At 60.1% G+C, this 16234-nt stretch carries 14 protein-coding genes and 1 pseudogene; 10 read left to right on the plus strand and 5 right to left on the minus strand.

Annotated elements, in window-relative coordinates:
• Positions 1-42 precede the first annotated feature (42 nt).
• A complete protein-coding gene (locus HRU92_RS15690) occupies positions 43-984 on the minus strand; it encodes an AraC family transcriptional regulator (RefSeq protein ID WP_127751655.1) in 942 nt (313 codons plus the stop codon).
• Positions 985-1081: 97 nt separating this feature from the next.
• Between HRU92_RS15690 and HRU92_RS15695 the strand changes: the two genes are divergently transcribed.
• Positions 1082-1828: an SDR family oxidoreductase gene (locus tag HRU92_RS15695; RefSeq protein WP_173088469.1), complete on the plus strand. Its 747-nt coding sequence runs from the start codon at positions 1082-1084 to the stop codon at positions 1826-1828.
• A gap of 206 nt (positions 1829-2034) precedes the next feature.
• On the opposite strand, the gene HRU92_RS15700 is transcribed toward HRU92_RS15695, so the two are convergent.
• The 4 genes from HRU92_RS15700 to HRU92_RS15715 form a co-directional block, all read right to left on the minus strand.
• Positions 2035-4026 (minus strand): BCCT family transporter, encoded by a 1992-nt coding sequence (locus HRU92_RS15700; RefSeq protein ID WP_173088471.1) that lies wholly within the window; start codon positions 4024-4026, stop codon positions 2035-2037.
• A 242-nt stretch (positions 4027-4268) separates the two neighbouring features.
• A complete protein-coding gene (locus HRU92_RS15705; protein WP_172121898.1) occupies positions 4269-4973 on the minus strand; it encodes a DnaJ domain-containing protein in 705 nt (234 codons plus the stop codon).
• A complete protein-coding gene (locus HRU92_RS15710; RefSeq protein WP_127751659.1) occupies positions 4970-5557 on the minus strand; it encodes a VWA domain-containing protein in 588 nt (195 codons plus the stop codon). The genes HRU92_RS15705 and HRU92_RS15710 overlap by 4 nt, the downstream gene beginning before the upstream one ends.
• Before the next feature lie 341 nt (positions 5558-5898).
• Positions 5899-6672, minus strand: coding sequence for a class I SAM-dependent methyltransferase (locus tag HRU92_RS15715; protein WP_172121899.1), 774 nt, complete (start codon positions 6670-6672; stop codon positions 5899-5901).
• 122 nt (positions 6673-6794) lie between these two features.
• On the opposite strand from HRU92_RS15715, the pseudogene HRU92_RS15720 reads away from it, so the two are divergent.
• The 9 genes and pseudogenes from HRU92_RS15720 to HRU92_RS15760 all read left to right on the plus strand — a co-directional run bounded on the left by HRU92_RS15720 (position 6795) and on the right by HRU92_RS15760 (position 16227).
• Positions 6795-7912: pseudogene (locus HRU92_RS15720) on the plus strand (ABC transporter substrate-binding protein).
• Positions 7913-7915: 3 nt separating this feature from the next.
• A complete protein-coding gene (locus HRU92_RS15725; protein ID WP_172121901.1) occupies positions 7916-8992 on the plus strand; it encodes an iron ABC transporter permease in 1077 nt (358 codons plus the stop codon).
• On the plus strand, positions 8986-9741 hold the full coding sequence (locus HRU92_RS15730; RefSeq protein WP_173088473.1) for an ABC transporter ATP-binding protein: 756 nt from the start codon (positions 8986-8988) through the stop codon (positions 9739-9741). The genes HRU92_RS15725 and HRU92_RS15730 overlap by 7 nt, the downstream gene beginning before the upstream one ends.
• Positions 9742-10029: 288 nt before the next feature.
• Positions 10030-10299, plus strand: coding sequence for a hypothetical protein (locus HRU92_RS15735; RefSeq protein WP_173088475.1), 270 nt, complete (start codon positions 10030-10032; stop codon positions 10297-10299).
• 593 nt (positions 10300-10892) lie between these two features.
• Positions 10893-11939 (plus strand): D-2-hydroxyacid dehydrogenase, encoded by a 1047-nt coding sequence (locus HRU92_RS15740; RefSeq protein ID WP_172121903.1) that lies wholly within the window; start codon positions 10893-10895, stop codon positions 11937-11939.
• Between the two features lie 454 nt (positions 11940-12393).
• A complete protein-coding gene (locus HRU92_RS15745) occupies positions 12394-13326 on the plus strand; it encodes an ABC transporter ATP-binding protein (protein ID WP_349236660.1) in 933 nt (310 codons plus the stop codon).
• Positions 13327-13361: 35 nt separating this feature from the next.
• On the plus strand, positions 13362-14351 hold the full coding sequence (locus tag HRU92_RS15750) for an oligopeptide/dipeptide ABC transporter ATP-binding protein (RefSeq protein WP_127755121.1): 990 nt from the start codon (positions 13362-13364) through the stop codon (positions 14349-14351).
• Positions 14348-15274, plus strand: a complete 927-nt coding sequence (locus HRU92_RS15755; RefSeq protein ID WP_206524676.1) for an ABC transporter permease — start codon at positions 14348-14350, stop codon at positions 15272-15274. The genes HRU92_RS15750 and HRU92_RS15755 overlap by 4 nt, the downstream gene beginning before the upstream one ends.
• Entirely contained in the window at positions 15271-16227 is a 957-nt protein-coding gene (locus HRU92_RS15760; protein WP_172121905.1) for an ABC transporter permease, read from the plus strand. The genes HRU92_RS15755 and HRU92_RS15760 overlap by 4 nt, the downstream gene beginning before the upstream one ends.
• Positions 16228-16234 lie beyond the last annotated feature (7 nt).

Here is a 16234-nt window from a genome sequence, read left to right on the forward strand (position 1 = left end):
CGCGGGTCAGCAGATCGGCGGTTCGAACCATTGATAGGGCCGCTAAGAAGCCGTAGGAACGGTTGTACGCGCCGATGCGTGGTCCAGTTCGGTCAGGCCTGCATACTGGCTCGGCGGCAGGCCAACGAACCGGGAAAACGCGACGCTGAATGCACTTGCGGAGCCATAGCCGATGCGGCTGGCGATTTCTTTCATGCCCCCATCCCTACGCCGCAGCATGTCCTTGGCGAGGGCCATGCGCCAGGAGAGCAGGTATTCCATCGGCGCCATGCCGGTTTGCTTTTGAAAGCGATCAAAGAACACCGATCGAGACAACATGGCCGCCTTCGCCAATTCATCGATCGTCCACGCCTTGGCTGGTGTTCCGTGCATGAGGCGAATAGCTGGGCCCAGATGGCGGTCCGCCAGGCCACGCATAATACCCGGCGTTTCCGGGCTCGCGGAGTTCGATCGCAAGGCTTCGATCAACAGCAATTGCAACAGGCGCTCGAGCACGATGTCTTTCGCTGGTCGGGTGTCTTGGGCTTCGTTGCGGAGCATCCGGACCAGATCGGTAAGGCGAGCCTGGCCCCTGACAAGAAGCACGCGCGGCAGCAAGGCCACAATGAGGGTTGAGTCTGGAGAGCCGAAAGACAGCCGACCCACCAACACCCGCATATTCGGATGCCCACTTGGGTCGCCGTGCCGGGTCTCCTCCCCAAGCCGGGTCACCCGCAGGGGATCAACACCTTCCTCCACGTCGGCTTCACTGCTCGACATGGTGAAGCGACAGGATGCCGGAACGAGCACGAAGTCATTTGCTTTCAACTCTGCTTCCGGTTCCCCATCGACGCTGAGCCTCGAAGAGCCGTCCAGAATGACGGCGAAGAACGGGCTGCCTTCAGCTGCGCCCTCCACGCGCCAACTGCCTGAACCACTGGCGGCCTTCGAGAAGGGCATGCTCGGCTGCAGCATGGTGACAATTTCGGCAAGGGGGTCGATCAATCGGACGCTCGCTAATGCAAATAAGACGCTCTATCGTAGCGCGTCCTCCTTGGCACGTCCACATAAGCAACTTCGAACTTCGCCAAGGGATCTTTCCATGAATACCGTTCTCATCACAGGCTGCTCGTCCGGCTTTGGTCTCGACATCGCCAAACACTTTCTGGGCCATGGCTGGAAGGTCATTGCCACAATGCGGTCCCCGCGCCCGGATCTGTTCCCGACCTCGGAGAACCTGGTGCTGCTGCCGCTCGACGTGACCAAGGACGACAGCGTAGCCCGCGCGATCGAGGCCGCAGGTCCGATCGATGTTCTCGTCAACAATGCCGGTATCGGCTGGCTAAACGCTCTGGAGGGCACGCCGATAGATGTCGTGCGGTCCGTCTTCGAGACCAACACCTTCGGAACGATGCGGATGGTCCAGGCCGTGCTGCCTCAGTTCCGGGCCAGAAGGGCGGGGCTCATCATCAACGTGACCTCGAGCGTCACGATGAAGCCGCTGCCTCTGCTGTCCGTCTACACCGCAAGCAAGGCCGCCGTGAACGCATTTACCAAATCCCTCGCCATGGAGCTTACGCCCTTCGGCATCGCGGTGAAGATCGTTCTTCCTGGTGCCGCACCTGACACCAGCTTTGGCACCACGGCTCTTTCCCGCCTGGAGGACCATGGTGGCTTCCCCGACGCCTACGCCGATTTTGCGGAAACGGTGTTTACGGCCATGAGGGCGCCTGGGGCTCCTAAAACCCGATCCTTGGACGTGGCGGAGGCAGTCTGGTACGCGGCAACCAACCCGGCAGCACCAGTGCGTATTCCGGCCGGCGCCGATGCGCTTGCGCTCGCTGACTAGTCGGAGCTTCGAGAAGTCCGATGCCGACCGTTTAGGTCCGCATCGGATCGAGGATGAGCTTGATGGAAGCTTTCAGAATTGAAAACTCGTTCCGCATGGCCGGAGTGAGCCACTTGCCGCCAGGGGGCACTCCCACTCTGCCTTCGCGTTGCGATGGTATATTTCAGCTCCAACAGCGTCCCAACCGGCAAACATCGCCGGCTATGTCAGCTATCCAGCGTGTGTTCCGGAGCCCCATGGAGGAGCTGGGACTCCGGGGCTTGTGTAAGATGAAGGTAGCGTTCGAACTGTGCCAGCACGTCGGCAATCAGCTGATCGCGATGTAAGCCCATGACATCATAGCCGCGCCCACCACTGGAGAAATAGGTGCGCGCCTCATAGCGCGGTTCTGGTTGGCCGGTCGCGAGAGGGGCAAAATTGGCGACTGGCTGGGATGCAACGCTGACGCCGTAAACAAAATCGCGCACCCCTTGGGCAGGAGAACGCAAGGCAACAGCGCCAGCTTCGTCCGCTTCAACCCAGGCGGGCCGACCACGTGCGGCCAATTCACGTGCGACCTGTTCGAGCGCGGGTCGAACCTCTGTGGTGATGAAGCTTTCAACTTCTTGCTTGCTGGGAGCCCGCATCATCAAGGCTAAGCGGCGTTGCCAGGTTAGCCCCACAGCCGCATGGGCGGGCACGGCAGCAGCGCCACCTTGGGGATAAAGCTGTGCCAGGTCGGCGCGCATTCCGAGGTACAATGACCAAACCAAGCCCAGCATGACGAAGGTGAAGGGCAGGGCGGTGGCAATCGTTGCCGACTGCAATGCGCCCAAGCCTCCGGCCACGAGGAGCGCTGCGGCAACAATTCCTTCCATGAAGCACCAGAAAACCCGCTGGCCGGTGGTGGTCTGGGTTTCGCCACCTGCGGCGATGGAATCAATGACCAATGAACCTGAGTCTGCTGAAGTAACGAAGAAAATGGCGACGAGCAGTATTGCCAAAATAGAGGTGATGTTGCTGAACGGAAGGTATTGGAAGAAGTGGAAGAGGCCAGTTGAAACGTCCGCCGCAATAGCCTGTCCCACCGCGCCTGCTGCTATACCCGTGTCGATGAAGATTGCCGTGTTGCCGAAAACAGTCATCCAGATGAAAGTGAAGCCGGCGGGAATGAAAAGCACCGCAGTCACAAACTCCCGAACGGTGCGACCGCGGGAGATACGGGCGATAAACATCCCGACAAAGGGAGACCAGGAAATCCACCAGGCCCAGTAGAACAATGTCCACTCGTCGATCCAGGGTGTCGGCTGGTAGGCGTAGATATTGAAGGTACGCAGTACCAGGGTATCGAGATAAAGCCCCAGGTTCTGTACCAGATCACGAAACAACTGTGTGGTTGGCCCGACGACTAGCACAAACAGCATCAGCAGAATCGCCACTACCAGGTTGGTTTCCGACAAGATGCGCACGCCTCGGTCCAGTCCAGTGGCGACCGAGACGGTCGCCAGCGCCGTTACCAGTGCGATAAGCGGCAGTTGAACAACAGGACCGATGGGAACACCCAGCAGGTAAGCCAGCCCTGCATTGATCTGGGAAACACCCACCCCGAGTGAGGTCGCTATGCCGAACATGGTGCCGACAATCGCAAAGATGTCGACCGCATGGCCGATGGGACCGTTGATACGCTCCTTGAGCAGCGGATAAAGACCCGAGCGAATAGTTAGCGGCAGGTTGTAGCGGTAGCCGAAATAGGCAAGCGACAAGCCAACCACCGCATAGATCGCCCAGGCATGGATGCCCCAGTGAAAAAAGGTGACGGTCATTGCTTCGCGCATCGCGGCAATAGAGCGCGGCTCGGCGGTCGGGGGCGCCATAAAGTGGGTCATCGGTTCGCCCACGGCATAGAACATCAGGCCAATCCCCATGCCGGCGGCAAAAAGCATGGCGATCCACGAGGTGAACCTGAAATCGGGCGTGGAATCATCGGGGCCGAGCTTGAGGCGCCCATAACGGCCAAAGCAAAGGAGCACGACGGTGATAAGGAAAATTCCGACGGCCAGCAGGTAGAACCAGCCGAAGCTTTGCAAAATACCGGCCTGCATCGAGCCGAAAATGTCGTCAGCTTGGGTCGGGAAGAAAACGCCGATGGCGACAAAGGCCCCTATGACGAGAAGGGACCCGAAGAATACCGGCTTGTTGATGATGAAGGGCGTTAACATGCCGCCATGTCCTTGAGCGTCGTGTCAGCGCATGACCGAGCCCAAACGCTGTCAGCTGCGGTGGTGATGTTCAGGGTGTAAAGCGTCGACAAGGCAGAGGTTCCGAACCGGCCCTAGGCGGAGACGCCACCCGTGCCCTGCCCTGGCGGACCGTCAGAAGTGGTCCTGGACAGTTCGATCCATCCTGGTAGTGGCGGGTTTACCAAGGAAGACGGCCAGGTGATCGCCGCAGACAGCCGGCCCTACTTGGCGTGCTTGAGTAGCAGGTCACGCGCCTGGTTGATCTTGGCTGCCAAATAGCTCGAGCCGCCATGGTCCGGATGCACCGCCTTCATCAACTCGCGATGAGCGGTGCGGATTTGCTCTTCGGTCGCGTCAGCCTCGAGACCCAGAATGGCGTAAGCTTCCTCCAGTGGATCGCGTTCAGGGGCAGCTTCCCCGGTTCCACCGCTGTCCTGTTGGGCGAAGTACTCGCGCCAGCCGCTGCGGTTGGCGTCAAGCCAGCTCTCCAGCAGGCTGAGGCTGTCGGCATCCCCCGCTACCTCGGCCAGAAGGGTGCGTGTGTCAGCCTCGCCGAGATCAAGCAGGTCCATCCCAGCGAACTCACCGTTAAGAATCCTGCCGGAAACGGCCCCGGTGTCGTGATCCAGCTCCATCGCGAAGCGGTAGCTGCGCACTTTGGAGATGTTGTGGGCTGGCCCGAGTGGTCCTTGGAGGGAAAAGGGGCCAATCCGGCCAGTACGCAGCACTGCAAATGCCGCCGCCCCGACAAACAGTGCAAGATCCAAGCGCCGGGCCACGAGCAAAAGGCTGGCGATTGCAACGCCCAGGCCGCCCACCACCCAGCGAAGTCCACGTCTGAGCAGTTGAGGATCGTACCTTTTGATCTGGTTGAAGATGGCCAGTGTGGCGAGCAGCGCCAGGCTGCCCAAAAGGATATAGGTCATGGACGCAGTTGCGAGAGCAGCGCTTGGGCCTGTGGACTGGCTTGCAGCCTCAGCATGTCGCTACCGCCCCTCGCGTAAGCTGCCACCGCCTTGAGCAGCGCTGCGAGCTCTTGGGGCGCCGACGAGTCGAAACGTGCATATGCGCCCTTGCTTAGTCGGGCAAACTCTCGGAAAGCCCGCTCCACCTGCGCATCCCGCCCCTCTTGAAAGATGAACAGGGGCAGACCGAGAAGGCCTAGTTGTCCGGCGGTCTCCGCCAGCTCGTCCACACTCTCCTCCACCGCGTCCCCCACATAGATCACGGCATTGATGCGGCGCCTGGCGTGCTCCGCACGGGCATGGGCGAAGGCCTTGGAGATCTGCGTCCGCCCTCCCTGGCACTGAATCCCGCTCATGAGCTTGGCCAGGCTGCCTCCATCGACCACCCATTTGCTGGCGCGGCATTCGCCAAAGCCGCGAAAGTAGAGCAGTTGGACCTGAAGTGCGCTGGCCCTCGGGATCGCCTCAAACATCTCCGCCTGCAGCGAACAGGCGAGATCCCAGGTTGGCTGGCGGCTGAGCGTCGCGTCGAGCGCGAAGAGCACACGTCCGTCATGGCGGGCGCTTGGCCTCGCTAACTCCCTCACGTTCCTGACGAATGCAGCAACCTCACCGCTCACTCCTGGTTGGAGAGCGGTGCCGTCGGCTTTACGCCCTGATGGGTCTTTTCCTGCCATTCTCCGAATATGTGTGTGTCAGAGAGCGCCCGCAAGTGCCGGACCGACTAGTCACGCCATCGTGGAAGGGCAGGATACTACCGAAGTTTCACCATACCCGCTGGAATGCCGTCCACCAAGCGGGGGTGTATCCCCGCCGGTGGAGGGCAAAGGCATAACCTTGGCTTAAAATGTAGCGCCGCTTTGGATCAGAAGAGCCGGAGCAAATATCACGGCTTGCGAACGCAGATCGCAAAGCGGTCCTGGGTAAGCCGCTCCAGCCCGCGCCAGAAGCTCATCTTCCGGGCTTGGGGCCAGTGAATGCCGATGAGCTGGCGGTCGATGACCGGATCGACAAAGCCGACTTTGAGCAGTTCGGCGACCACCGCTTCAGCGGGCATTTCGCCGGAGAAGTGGACCTGTTCCCGGATGCGCTGCAGCCGCTCGGCCATGCCCGGGGCGAGGTTGCCGTGGCCGGGCTTGCCGCCAAAGCGTAGCCGGAGCCGGGTGACCCAGCTCTTGCGGCCCATATTGCCATCGACGATCAACAGCTTGCCGCCCGGCTTGAGCAGCTCGAACCACTCCTCGAAGGCGGCCGGCGCATCGACCAGCGTCCAGACCAGGTGGCGATTGGTAATGACATCGTAGCTGGCGCGCGGCTCCTGCGTATTTTCCGCGTCGCGCATGATGAAGCGAATATTGGAGCCGCGCTGGAGCGACTTGGCGCGCGCCTGGGCCAGCATGGCTTCGGACCAATCAGCACCGGTCACTGCAAAGCCCATGTCGTGCAGCAGGTGGGAAATAACGCCAGTGCCGCTCGCCAGATCGAGCGCCTTTCTTCCCGCGCCATCGCCCAGATGCTTGCGGATCAGCTGGTGCCAGCCGCGGCGCTCTGCTTCCGAGAAGATTTCATGCCCAACGCTCTGGTCGAAGGTCGCTGCGCGTTCGGACCAGAATTCCCGGATTTCATCGCGGATAGAATAGTTTGCGCCGAAGCCACTCATGTTTCTGCCTAACACCTTATAATTGCTCTAAAAGATAATTCTTGATCTTGGAGTTCATCTTTTATAGCTGACTCTGCGTATCAAGTTTTCCGAGAGACAGCAAAATGAAAATGTCGCGTCTGATGCTCGTGCCGGCGCTGGCCGTGTTGACGTCGTTCTCTCTGCCTGCGTGGGCCCAAGCGTTCACGATTACTGATGTCCCGGGCGCGAAGTCGCCTTTGATGCGCCCGTCGAGCGGGTCATCCTGGGCGAAGGGCGTATGCTCTATTCGCTGGCCACGATCGAAACCGAGAACCCCTTCGCCAAGGTCGTGGGTTGGCGCAATGATCTGTGGACCACCGATCAGAAGTCCTTCGATGCCTATGCGGCCAAGTTCCCGGAGGCCAAGGACCTGCCATTCCTGGGTAATCTGACCGATGGCACGCTGCAGACCGAAACCGTGGTGACGCTGGATCCAGACGTCCTGATCCTGCCCATCGGCAACAAGACCGCAGCCGACGAGGTCAAGCTCGAGGAGATGCTCGAGGGCATCGGGGTCAAGATCGTTTATGTCGACTTCCGCGAGCACATCATCGACAACACCGTGCCCAGCCTGCACATCCTGGGGCAGCTGTTTGGCAAGGAAGAGCGCGCCCAGGAAGTCGCCGACTTCTGGCAGACCGAAATGGACAAGATTGCGGCCGTGCTGGCGGCGAACAATCCCGAGCGGCCCGACGTTTTCATGTATCGCGCTGCCGGTTTGGTTGAATGCTGCGGCACCTTTGGTCCCGACAATTTCGGGCTCATGGTGGAGCTAGCGGACGGCAACAATCTCGGTTCCGATTTCCTGCCCGGCTATACCGGCTCGATCAATCCCGAACAGGTCATCGCCTCGGACCCCGACATCATCGTGGTGACCGGCTCGGACTGGACCAATTCTCCCGATGCCACGGGCTTTGTCAGCGTCGGCCCGGGCACTGCCGATGATGCCGAAGCGAGCCGCGCGATCCTTGCGTCGCTGGTCGAGGCGCCGGCCTTTACCGGCTCCACGGCGGTCGCCGAGGGCAATGTGCACGCCATCTGGCACCAGTTCTATACGAGCCCCTACCAGTTCGTGGCGATTGCCGAGATGGCCAAGTGGTTCCACCCCGACCTTTTCGCCGATACCAATCCTGACGCCACCTTCAAGGCCTTCTATGATCGCTTCCTGCCCATTGCATACGAGCCCGGCTCCTGGCTGTCGCTCAAGGCCGACGAGTAAATCATGGCCGCCGCGGATAGCTCTCTGCTGACGGAAGCGGTGGCTGAAGGGCGCGGTGAATATCGCGCCCGCACCCGTCGCAAGTTGCTTATCTTGGGGGGGCTGAGCCTGGCGCTTTGCTTTTCCTTTGCGGTCGACCTCGCTTGGGGGCCGGCACGCTATGGTCTCGATCAGGTGGTGCTGGCGCTGTTCAATCCGGATGCGGTGTCGGCGCAAGTACGCACCGTGGTCTGGGACATCCGTATGCCCGTGGCCGTCATGGCGATCATCGTCGGCGCAGCGCTATCGGTGGCCGGCGCACAGATGCAGACCATTCTCGCCAATCCCCTCGCCAGCCCGTTTACGCTGGGGATTTCGGCCGCGGCGAGCTTTGGCGCCGCACTGGGCATTGTCACGACCGTGCCACTCATCCCGGTTGCTGCCGGGCTGATCGTTCCGGTCAACGCCTTTGTCATGGCGCTGCTCGCCACGCTGTTCATCCATTTCGTGTCGCAAATGCGCGGCGTCACCGTGCAAACCGTGGTGCTGCTGGGCATCGCCCTCGTTTTCACCTTCAATGCGCTCCTTGCGTTTGTGCAATATTTGGCGTCCGAACAGGCGCTGTCGCAGGTGGTGTTCTGGACCATGGGCAGCCTGACCAAGGCGACCTGGCCCAAGATCTGGATCACGCTGGCCGTGTTGCTGGTGGCGCTGCCGCTGTTTGCCCGCAACGCCTGGGCCCTGACGGCCATCCGGCTGGGCGAAGACAAGGCGGCGAGCTTTGGCGTCAATGTGCGCTATATCCGGCTCGAGACCATGCTGATCATTTCGCTCCTGGCGTCGGTGCCGGTGAGCTTTGTCGGCACGATCGGCTTTGTTGGCCTCGTTGGTCCCCATATTGCCCGCATGATCCTGGGTGAGGATCAGCGCTTCTTCCTGCCGGGCTCGGTGCTCGCCGGAGCCTTGCTCTTGTCGGTCACCTCGATTGTCTCCAAGTCGATCATTCCCGGGGTCGTTTTCCCCATCGGCATCATCACCGCTTTGGTTGGCGTGCCGTTCTTTATTTCGCTGATCCTCTCCAATGTGAGGCGCTCATGGTAAGCCTTCAGCTCCGGGACCTGGGTGCGTCTTACGGCAAGAAGCTCACCATCGCTGCCGTCAGCACGCCCGAATTCCACTCCGGCGAAATCATTGCGGTGATTGGCCCCAACGCGGCGGGCAAGTCGACGCTGTTCAAGCGCATTGCCGGGCTCCTCAACGGGCCCGGCGAGGTCAGCCTTGCCCATACCAGCAAGGGCAAGAAGGCGATCAGCTATATGCCGCAGGACACGTCGGCCAATGCGGTGCTGACGGTCTACGAGTCGATCCTCTCGGCCCGCAAGCAAGGCAGCCGCTGGTCGGTGGACGATGCCGATCTGCGGTTCATCGACCAGGTGATGGCGGCTCTCAACATCAAGCCGATCGCCTTTCGCGACCTTGGGGCGCTCAGCGGCGGCCAACGGCAACTGGTATCCATCGCCCAGACCCTCGTGCGCGAGCCCGACGTGATGTTGATGGACGAGCCCACCAGCGCCTTGGATTTGCACCGGCAGGTGGAAGTGCTCAGCTTCATGCAGGCACAAGCCCGGCAAAAGGGCATGATCGTGTTGATCGCGATCCACGATCTCAACCAGGCGCTGCGCTTTGCCGACAAGGTCTTGCTGATTGCCAATGGCAAGATGCAGGCTTGCGGCTCGCCTCTCGACGTCATCAATGCCGACATGCTGCGCCGTGTCTATGGCGTGGATGCCCGCATCGAGAAGTGCTCGCGCCAGTTCGACCATGTCATTGTAGATGGCGTTGCCGCCTAACGGCCTGTTCCGTCGTTGAAGTTAGCTTACGCAGCAAAACAGACCCCTTGCTGGCAGCAGGCGCCCGTTCATGGCTGTGGTCATTAGGCCCAGCCCTCGAGCAATCCGCCGGTGTTCTCGTTGGACCTAATGCTGGACGACATTGGTCGGTGCCGAGGATGGCGAAACGGTCATGCCCTGGGTCAGTGCAGTCGAGACCAAGGCCACCCCAATGGCAGACCGACTCGAGGGATATCCGCAGACGGCACGAGGGTCTTGCATGCCGTGCGCCAGAGCGGCGGGCTCGTTATGGCGGTGAGCGACCAAGAGCTCGACGCAGCCAGAACAGCATTGTTACGGCACGACGGTCTGGACGCAGAAATCTCCGCCTGTGCGGGTGTGGCTTATCTGATGAGAAATCCCGGCGTGGCACGCTTAGGCACCGTTTGCTTGATCACTGCCTCAGGGTTCAAGCACACGTTCACAGGTGAAGTGCCCTCGCCGAAATTCGACCTCGCGGCCGCTGAACGGGTCAGCACCTTTTTGTCCGCTGAGGGGATCAGCGGCACCTTGCTTTGACACCGAACATCGGCCCCTCTGAACCATGCTCTGGCTTTCCAAGCTCTGATGGCGTCAAGGCGCGCCGTTTCCGCCGTGCAGTGTACCGACCTGACATCTCGAAAGCAGGCGGTCCGCTATCTCGACGCGCGCGTCGTCCTTATGCTGGAGACGCCAGGCAATGCCGAGGCCCCTAAGTATCTGCTATCGACCGCCCGCCTACACAGCCGGCATCCCGCTCCGCCCCGGTGCATCCGCTCCTTGCGCGTCGGTTACCTCCGCAGGTATGGCGCACATAAGATACTTTGCACAAGCTTGGCATTCGAGTTGCGGGACAGGAAAGTCGCCTGATGATTGCTCATGTGCAAGTACAAGAAGGGTGTAAGACCTGGATTGGGAATTTAAAATCCACCTCTTCGTTGTGCGAAAGCACACTCATCGCAGTAGCCGCTGAGGTTCTTATTGGCTAACGATGGACGGACGCAATTACCGCGGCCGAGTTCCGGCACAAGCCGAGGTAACTTCCACCGCAGTAGGCAAGTGGCCCCAACGGCGAGACTTGCAGCGCGTCAAGGCGCTCGGCTCCGAGATAATCCTATGCGAACAAAGACCCCATGAACATCAAACATGCTCCCGACAAGCTTACCATCCTGATTGCTTCGCCATTGGAAGACCAGCATGTCGAGCGAATCAAGGCCTACGATCCGGCTCGATACGAGGTAATCCACCACCCTGATCTGCTCGCCAGACCACGCTATGTCGCTGACCATAATGGAGCGCCGAGGACGCTGAGCGAAGACGAGCGCGCTCGCTGGTCAGAACTGATGGCTCAGGCTCATATTCTGTTCGACTTTGATCGCCTAGATCCTAGCAATATGCCTGTCAACGCGCCCAACCTGCGCTGGGTGCAAGCGACTAGCGCTGGCATTGGAGAGTTCCTCCGCCGTACCGAACTTGACCAAAGCAACATCATCTTCACCACGGCGTCAGGTGTACATGCTCGGCCCCTGGCGGAGTTCGCCTCGCTTGGGCTCCTCTACTTTTTCCGTGACGTGCCTTATCTCGATGTTCGGAAGCGTGAGCATCATTGGGAGCGCTACACCGTCCGGGGTTTAGAAGGGGCGCGCGCGTTGATCGTAGGGCTCGGCTCAGTTGGGCGGGAAATCGCCCGTGATTGCGCTCATTTCGGGGTGGAAGTCTGGGGTACTCGGCGCACAGGCGGCGCAGCACCAGAAGGGGTCAGTCGCATGATTGATCAAAAAGACATTCGGCGGGTCTTGCCCGATGTAGATGCTCTGGTCCTTGCCTGCCCATTAACGGAGGAAACACGCTTGCTGATCGACAAGCCCGAACTCGACGCTCTTAGACCAGGTGCCGTTATCGTCAATGTTGCCCGCGGCCAGGTGATCAACGAAGCTGCCATGTATGAGGGGCTCAGGTCAGGCCGCATCAAAGGCGCCGCCCTTGATGTGTTCGAGACCGAGCCGCTACCCAAGGAGAACCCGATGTGGGACCTTCCAAACGTGCTGATCTCCCCTCACTCGGCGAGCACCGTTGACGCCGAGAATAGTCGGATCGTGGACATCTTCATCGACAATCTGGGCCGTTTTGCTCGTGGGGAACCCCTGCGCAATGTTTATGAGTCAGAGCGCGGTTACTAAGACCGACATGATAGATGCGGAGTGGAGGGCCGGCGGCCTGTGCAGCCATGCCGCTGCCGGGGCCGCCGTTTGCTCATCCGCGTTCCGTTTTGCGTGAAGTCTGCGCTCTCCGCGAACCGAGGTAAGAAGTGTATAATACGGGTGCTTACTTGGTGAGCAGCTGTTTTTGTGAGTTGATTTCGGAGGCAGGTACGTATCTGCTGTTATTTGGGATGATGCTCCCGTCCGAGGTGAACACCGCAGGGTGAACAGAAGGGCTGGAGTATTCGGAAAGGCAGAACCATACCGGATGACTGACGCCTACACGCCTAGTGCACGAGTTGATGCTCGCAGCGGTCGGGCTATTAGCGCAACTTCTGCGAGTGCCCCCGATCTCAGATCTGCCGCCGCTCCCGGAGCGAAGGTCCTAGAAGTTCGAGGTCTTGAGACCAAGTTTTATACCGTCGATGGTGTGGTGAACGCCCTTAACGGCATCTCCTACACCGTCAACAAGGGCGAATGCCTGGCCATTGTGGGGGAAAGCGGCAGCGGCAAGACAGTTGGCGTGCTGTCAATTTTGCGTCTTATCCAATCGCCGCCTGGACGAATCGTCGGCGGCTCCATTCACTTCAATGGCGTCGACCTGCTTTCATTGGGCGACCGCGCCATGCGTAATGTGCGCGGGCGCGAGATTTCGGTGATCTTCCAGGATCCCATGACATCGCTTAATCCGGTCATGCGGATTGGAGCCCAGATCACGGAAAGCATTCAGGCGCACGAGAATCTGACGCGCCGCCAAGCCCGCGCCAAGGCCGCAGATTTGCTGGGCATGGTGGGCATACCCACGCCGGCAAAGCGCCTCAATGACTATCCACACCAGTTCTCGGGGGGCATGCGCCAGCGCGTCATGATCGCCATGGCGCTGTCGTCCTCGCCTCAACTGATTATCGCCGACGAGCCAACCACGGCATTGGACGTGACCATCCAGGCGCAAATCGTGGAGTTGATCAAGAAACTGCAGGCGGAGTTGGGCACTGCGGTGATCTGGATTTCGCACGATCTTGGAGTTGTAGCCCGCCTGGCCGACAATGTTGCGGTTATGTATGCCGGTCATATCGTGGAAAAAGCGCCGGTGGACGAGCTTTATGCCCGTCCTGCTCATCCTTACACTATCGGGCTGCTGAATTCGCTGCCGCGGCTGGATGCGCGCGACAAGCGTAAGTTGCAGGCGATCGGCGGCTTGCCTCCCAATATGCTTGGCACCATCACCGGGTGCCCCTTTGTGCCGCGCTGCCCCCATGCGACCGAGATCTGCCGGGGAGAAATGCCGCCCTTGGCAGAAGTGGCACCTGGCCATCTGGCTGCCTGCTGGCATGATCGATTGCGGCATGGGGATACACGTCAGTGAGCGCCCAACCCCTTGTTCGCGTCAAAGACCTGAAGATGCATTTCCCGATCCGCGCCGGCGTCCTCAATCGCCAGATCGGGGCTGTAAAGGCTGTTGATGGCATTACCTTCGACATCCAAAAAGGCGAAACGCTGGGGCTTGTAGGGGAGAGCGGTTGCGGAAAGACCACTGCCGGCCGTGCAATCCTGCAGCTTTATCGTCCCACTGCCGGGGAAGTCCATTTCAAGGGCGCTGACTTGCTGAAGCAAGATTCCGGAAAGATCCGCCAGGCGCGCCGGCATATGCAGATGATCTTTCAGGATCCCTATGCTTCGCTCAATCCACATATGCGGGTAGGGGAGATCATCGCTCGGCCGCTGCGCGTGCATGGCCTGGTGAAGAATCCCCGGGAGGAAAAGGAGGTGGTTGCCGACCTGATGGCCAAGGTCGGGCTCAGGACTGCGTTTCGCGACCGCTTCCCGCACGAGTTCTCGGGAGGGCAGCGTCAGCGCATCGGCATCGCCAGGGCATTGGCAACTTCCCCCGACTTCATTGTTTGCGATGAGCCGATTTCCGCTCTCGATGTCAGCATCCAGGCGCAGATCATCAACCTGCTTGAGCAGTTGCGCGAGGAATTGGGGCTGACTTACCTCTTCATCGCCCATGACTTGAGCATGGTGCGGTACATCTCCACTCGCGTCGGGGTCATGTATCTGGGCAAGATGATGGAGCTAACCGAGAGCGACGAACTCTATCAGCATCCGCTACACCCCTATACCAAGGCGTTGCTGTCGGCCATTCCCATCCCCGATCCGCCCCTGGAACGGCAGCGTCAACGCATACTGCTGCAAGGTGATCTTCCCAGCCCTGCCAATCCTCCCACAGGCTGTCAGTTCAGCACGCGCTGCCCCTTTGCGACCGATCACTGTCGCGCTGTCGAGCCGGGGTTCCGGGAAGCCGCTCCTCGTCACTGGGTTGCATGTCATTACGCCGAGACCCTGGATGGGGTATCTCCGGGTCAGCAACAAGGCGTCCCCCGGCAGTGAGTTACGTTATCCGCCGCCTGCTGCAGTCTCTAATCGTCGTCGTCGGAGTGAGCGTAGTTGCGTTTGGCATGCTGTTTGTCACCGGGGACCCTACCGAGGTGATCCTGGGCGAAGCGACTGATCGAATGACCGTGGAGCAGATCCAGGAGTATCGGGTCAAGATGGGGTTCGACCGCCCTTGGTTTGTTCAATATGGCAGCTTTGTCTGGAACGCGCTGCATGGAGACTTTGGCTACTCCTTTGTTCGCCATCAGCCTGCGTTTCAGGTGATCATGGACAAGTTGCCCGCTACGGTGACCCTCGCGGCGGTGGCTTTTGTACTATCGCTGCTGATTTCCATACCACTTGGCGTCTTGTCTGCAATTAAGGCCCACAAGCCCCTGGACCATGTCGCCACCTTTTTCGCCTTAGCGGGCCAATCCATCCCCAGCTTCTGGCTCGGCATTCTGCTGATCCTGTTGTTTGGGGTACAGCTGAAATGGCTGCCGATCTCCGGTAGCGGCACCTGGGCGCATATGGTCATGCCAGCCCTTACGCTGGCTGCCTTTCCCATCGCTCGCAATATGCGGCTGACGCGCTCGTCCATGCTGGACTTTATGCAGCGCGACTTTACGCGCACCGCCCGGGCCAAGGGCATCTCCGAAAACCGCGTTGTTTATGCCCATGTGCTCCGCAATGCGCTTCTGCCGATCGTCACCGCCATAGGGCTGGAACTTGGCTTCCTGCTTGGTGGCTCGGTGATCACGGAAACCATCTTCGGCTGGCCGGGCGTTGGTCGGGAGATCGTTTCGGCGATTGGCTCCAAGGACTTCTATGTCGTGCAGGCCGGCGTGATCATGCTGGCCCTGATCTTCGCAGGCGTGAACCTGCTCATCGATCTGGCTTATTCCTGGATCGATCCGCGCATCCGGTATGGCTCATGACCTTGATCCAACAACCTCCTAATGGCGATGCCTTGATCCCAGCCGAGCAGGAGGTTCTGGCGTCATCTGCCGCCTTGGAGGTAAATCCCGCCTCGAAAAGTCAGTTCCTGCCGCGCTTGTTGCGCAGCAAGGCAGCCCTGGTGAGCGTGTTCATTCTCCTGCTCGTCATTCTTGCCGCGCTCACTGCACAGTGGCTGGCGCCCAGCGATCCCTATGCCATCAAGGTTATTCAACGGCTGAAGCCCCCCGGCTACCAGAACAGCGCTGGCGTAACCTTCTGGCTCGGCACCGACACACTTGGCCGTGACGTGTTGAGCCGCATCATCTATGGCGCGCGCGTATCATTGACGGTCGGGATATCCGCCGTCGTGATCTCAGGAACGGTGGGCCTGCTCGTTGGGCTCTTGTCCGGCTACTTTGGCGGGATCGTCGACGACGTCTTCATGCGCATTTGCGATATCCAACTGTCATTCCCCACAATCCTGCTGGCTTTGACCATCATGGCCGTGCTCGGCAGCGGGCTCGATAAGCTCATACTGGTGCTGGGGTTGACCGGCTGGGTGCAGTACGCCCGCATTGTGCGCAGCCAGGTGCTGTCGATCAAGAACGACGAGTTCGTGCTGGCCGCGCGTGCGACTGGGGAGCGCCAATGGCGCGTTCTGTTCCAGCATATCCTGCCCAACATCTGGAGCCCGATCATCGTCATCGCCAGCTTCACGGTCGCCAGCAATATCGTGGCGGAGGCCTCATTGAGTTTTTTGGGCGTCGGCGTGCCGCCAAGCGTGCCGAGTTGGGGCACCATCCTGGCGGATGGGCGCCAGTATATCGGAGTGGCAGACTGGCTGACGATCCCAGCCGGCCTAGCGATCTCGTTGACGGTTCTGGCTATCAACATCATCGGAGACTGGCTGCGGGATTACCTTGATCCGCGCCTGAAGAACATTCTCCAATAAATTCGTC

It is taken from the genome of Devosia sp. 1635, from assembly GCF_013185955.1.
Classification (GTDB): Bacteria; Pseudomonadota; Alphaproteobacteria; order Rhizobiales; family Devosiaceae; genus Devosia.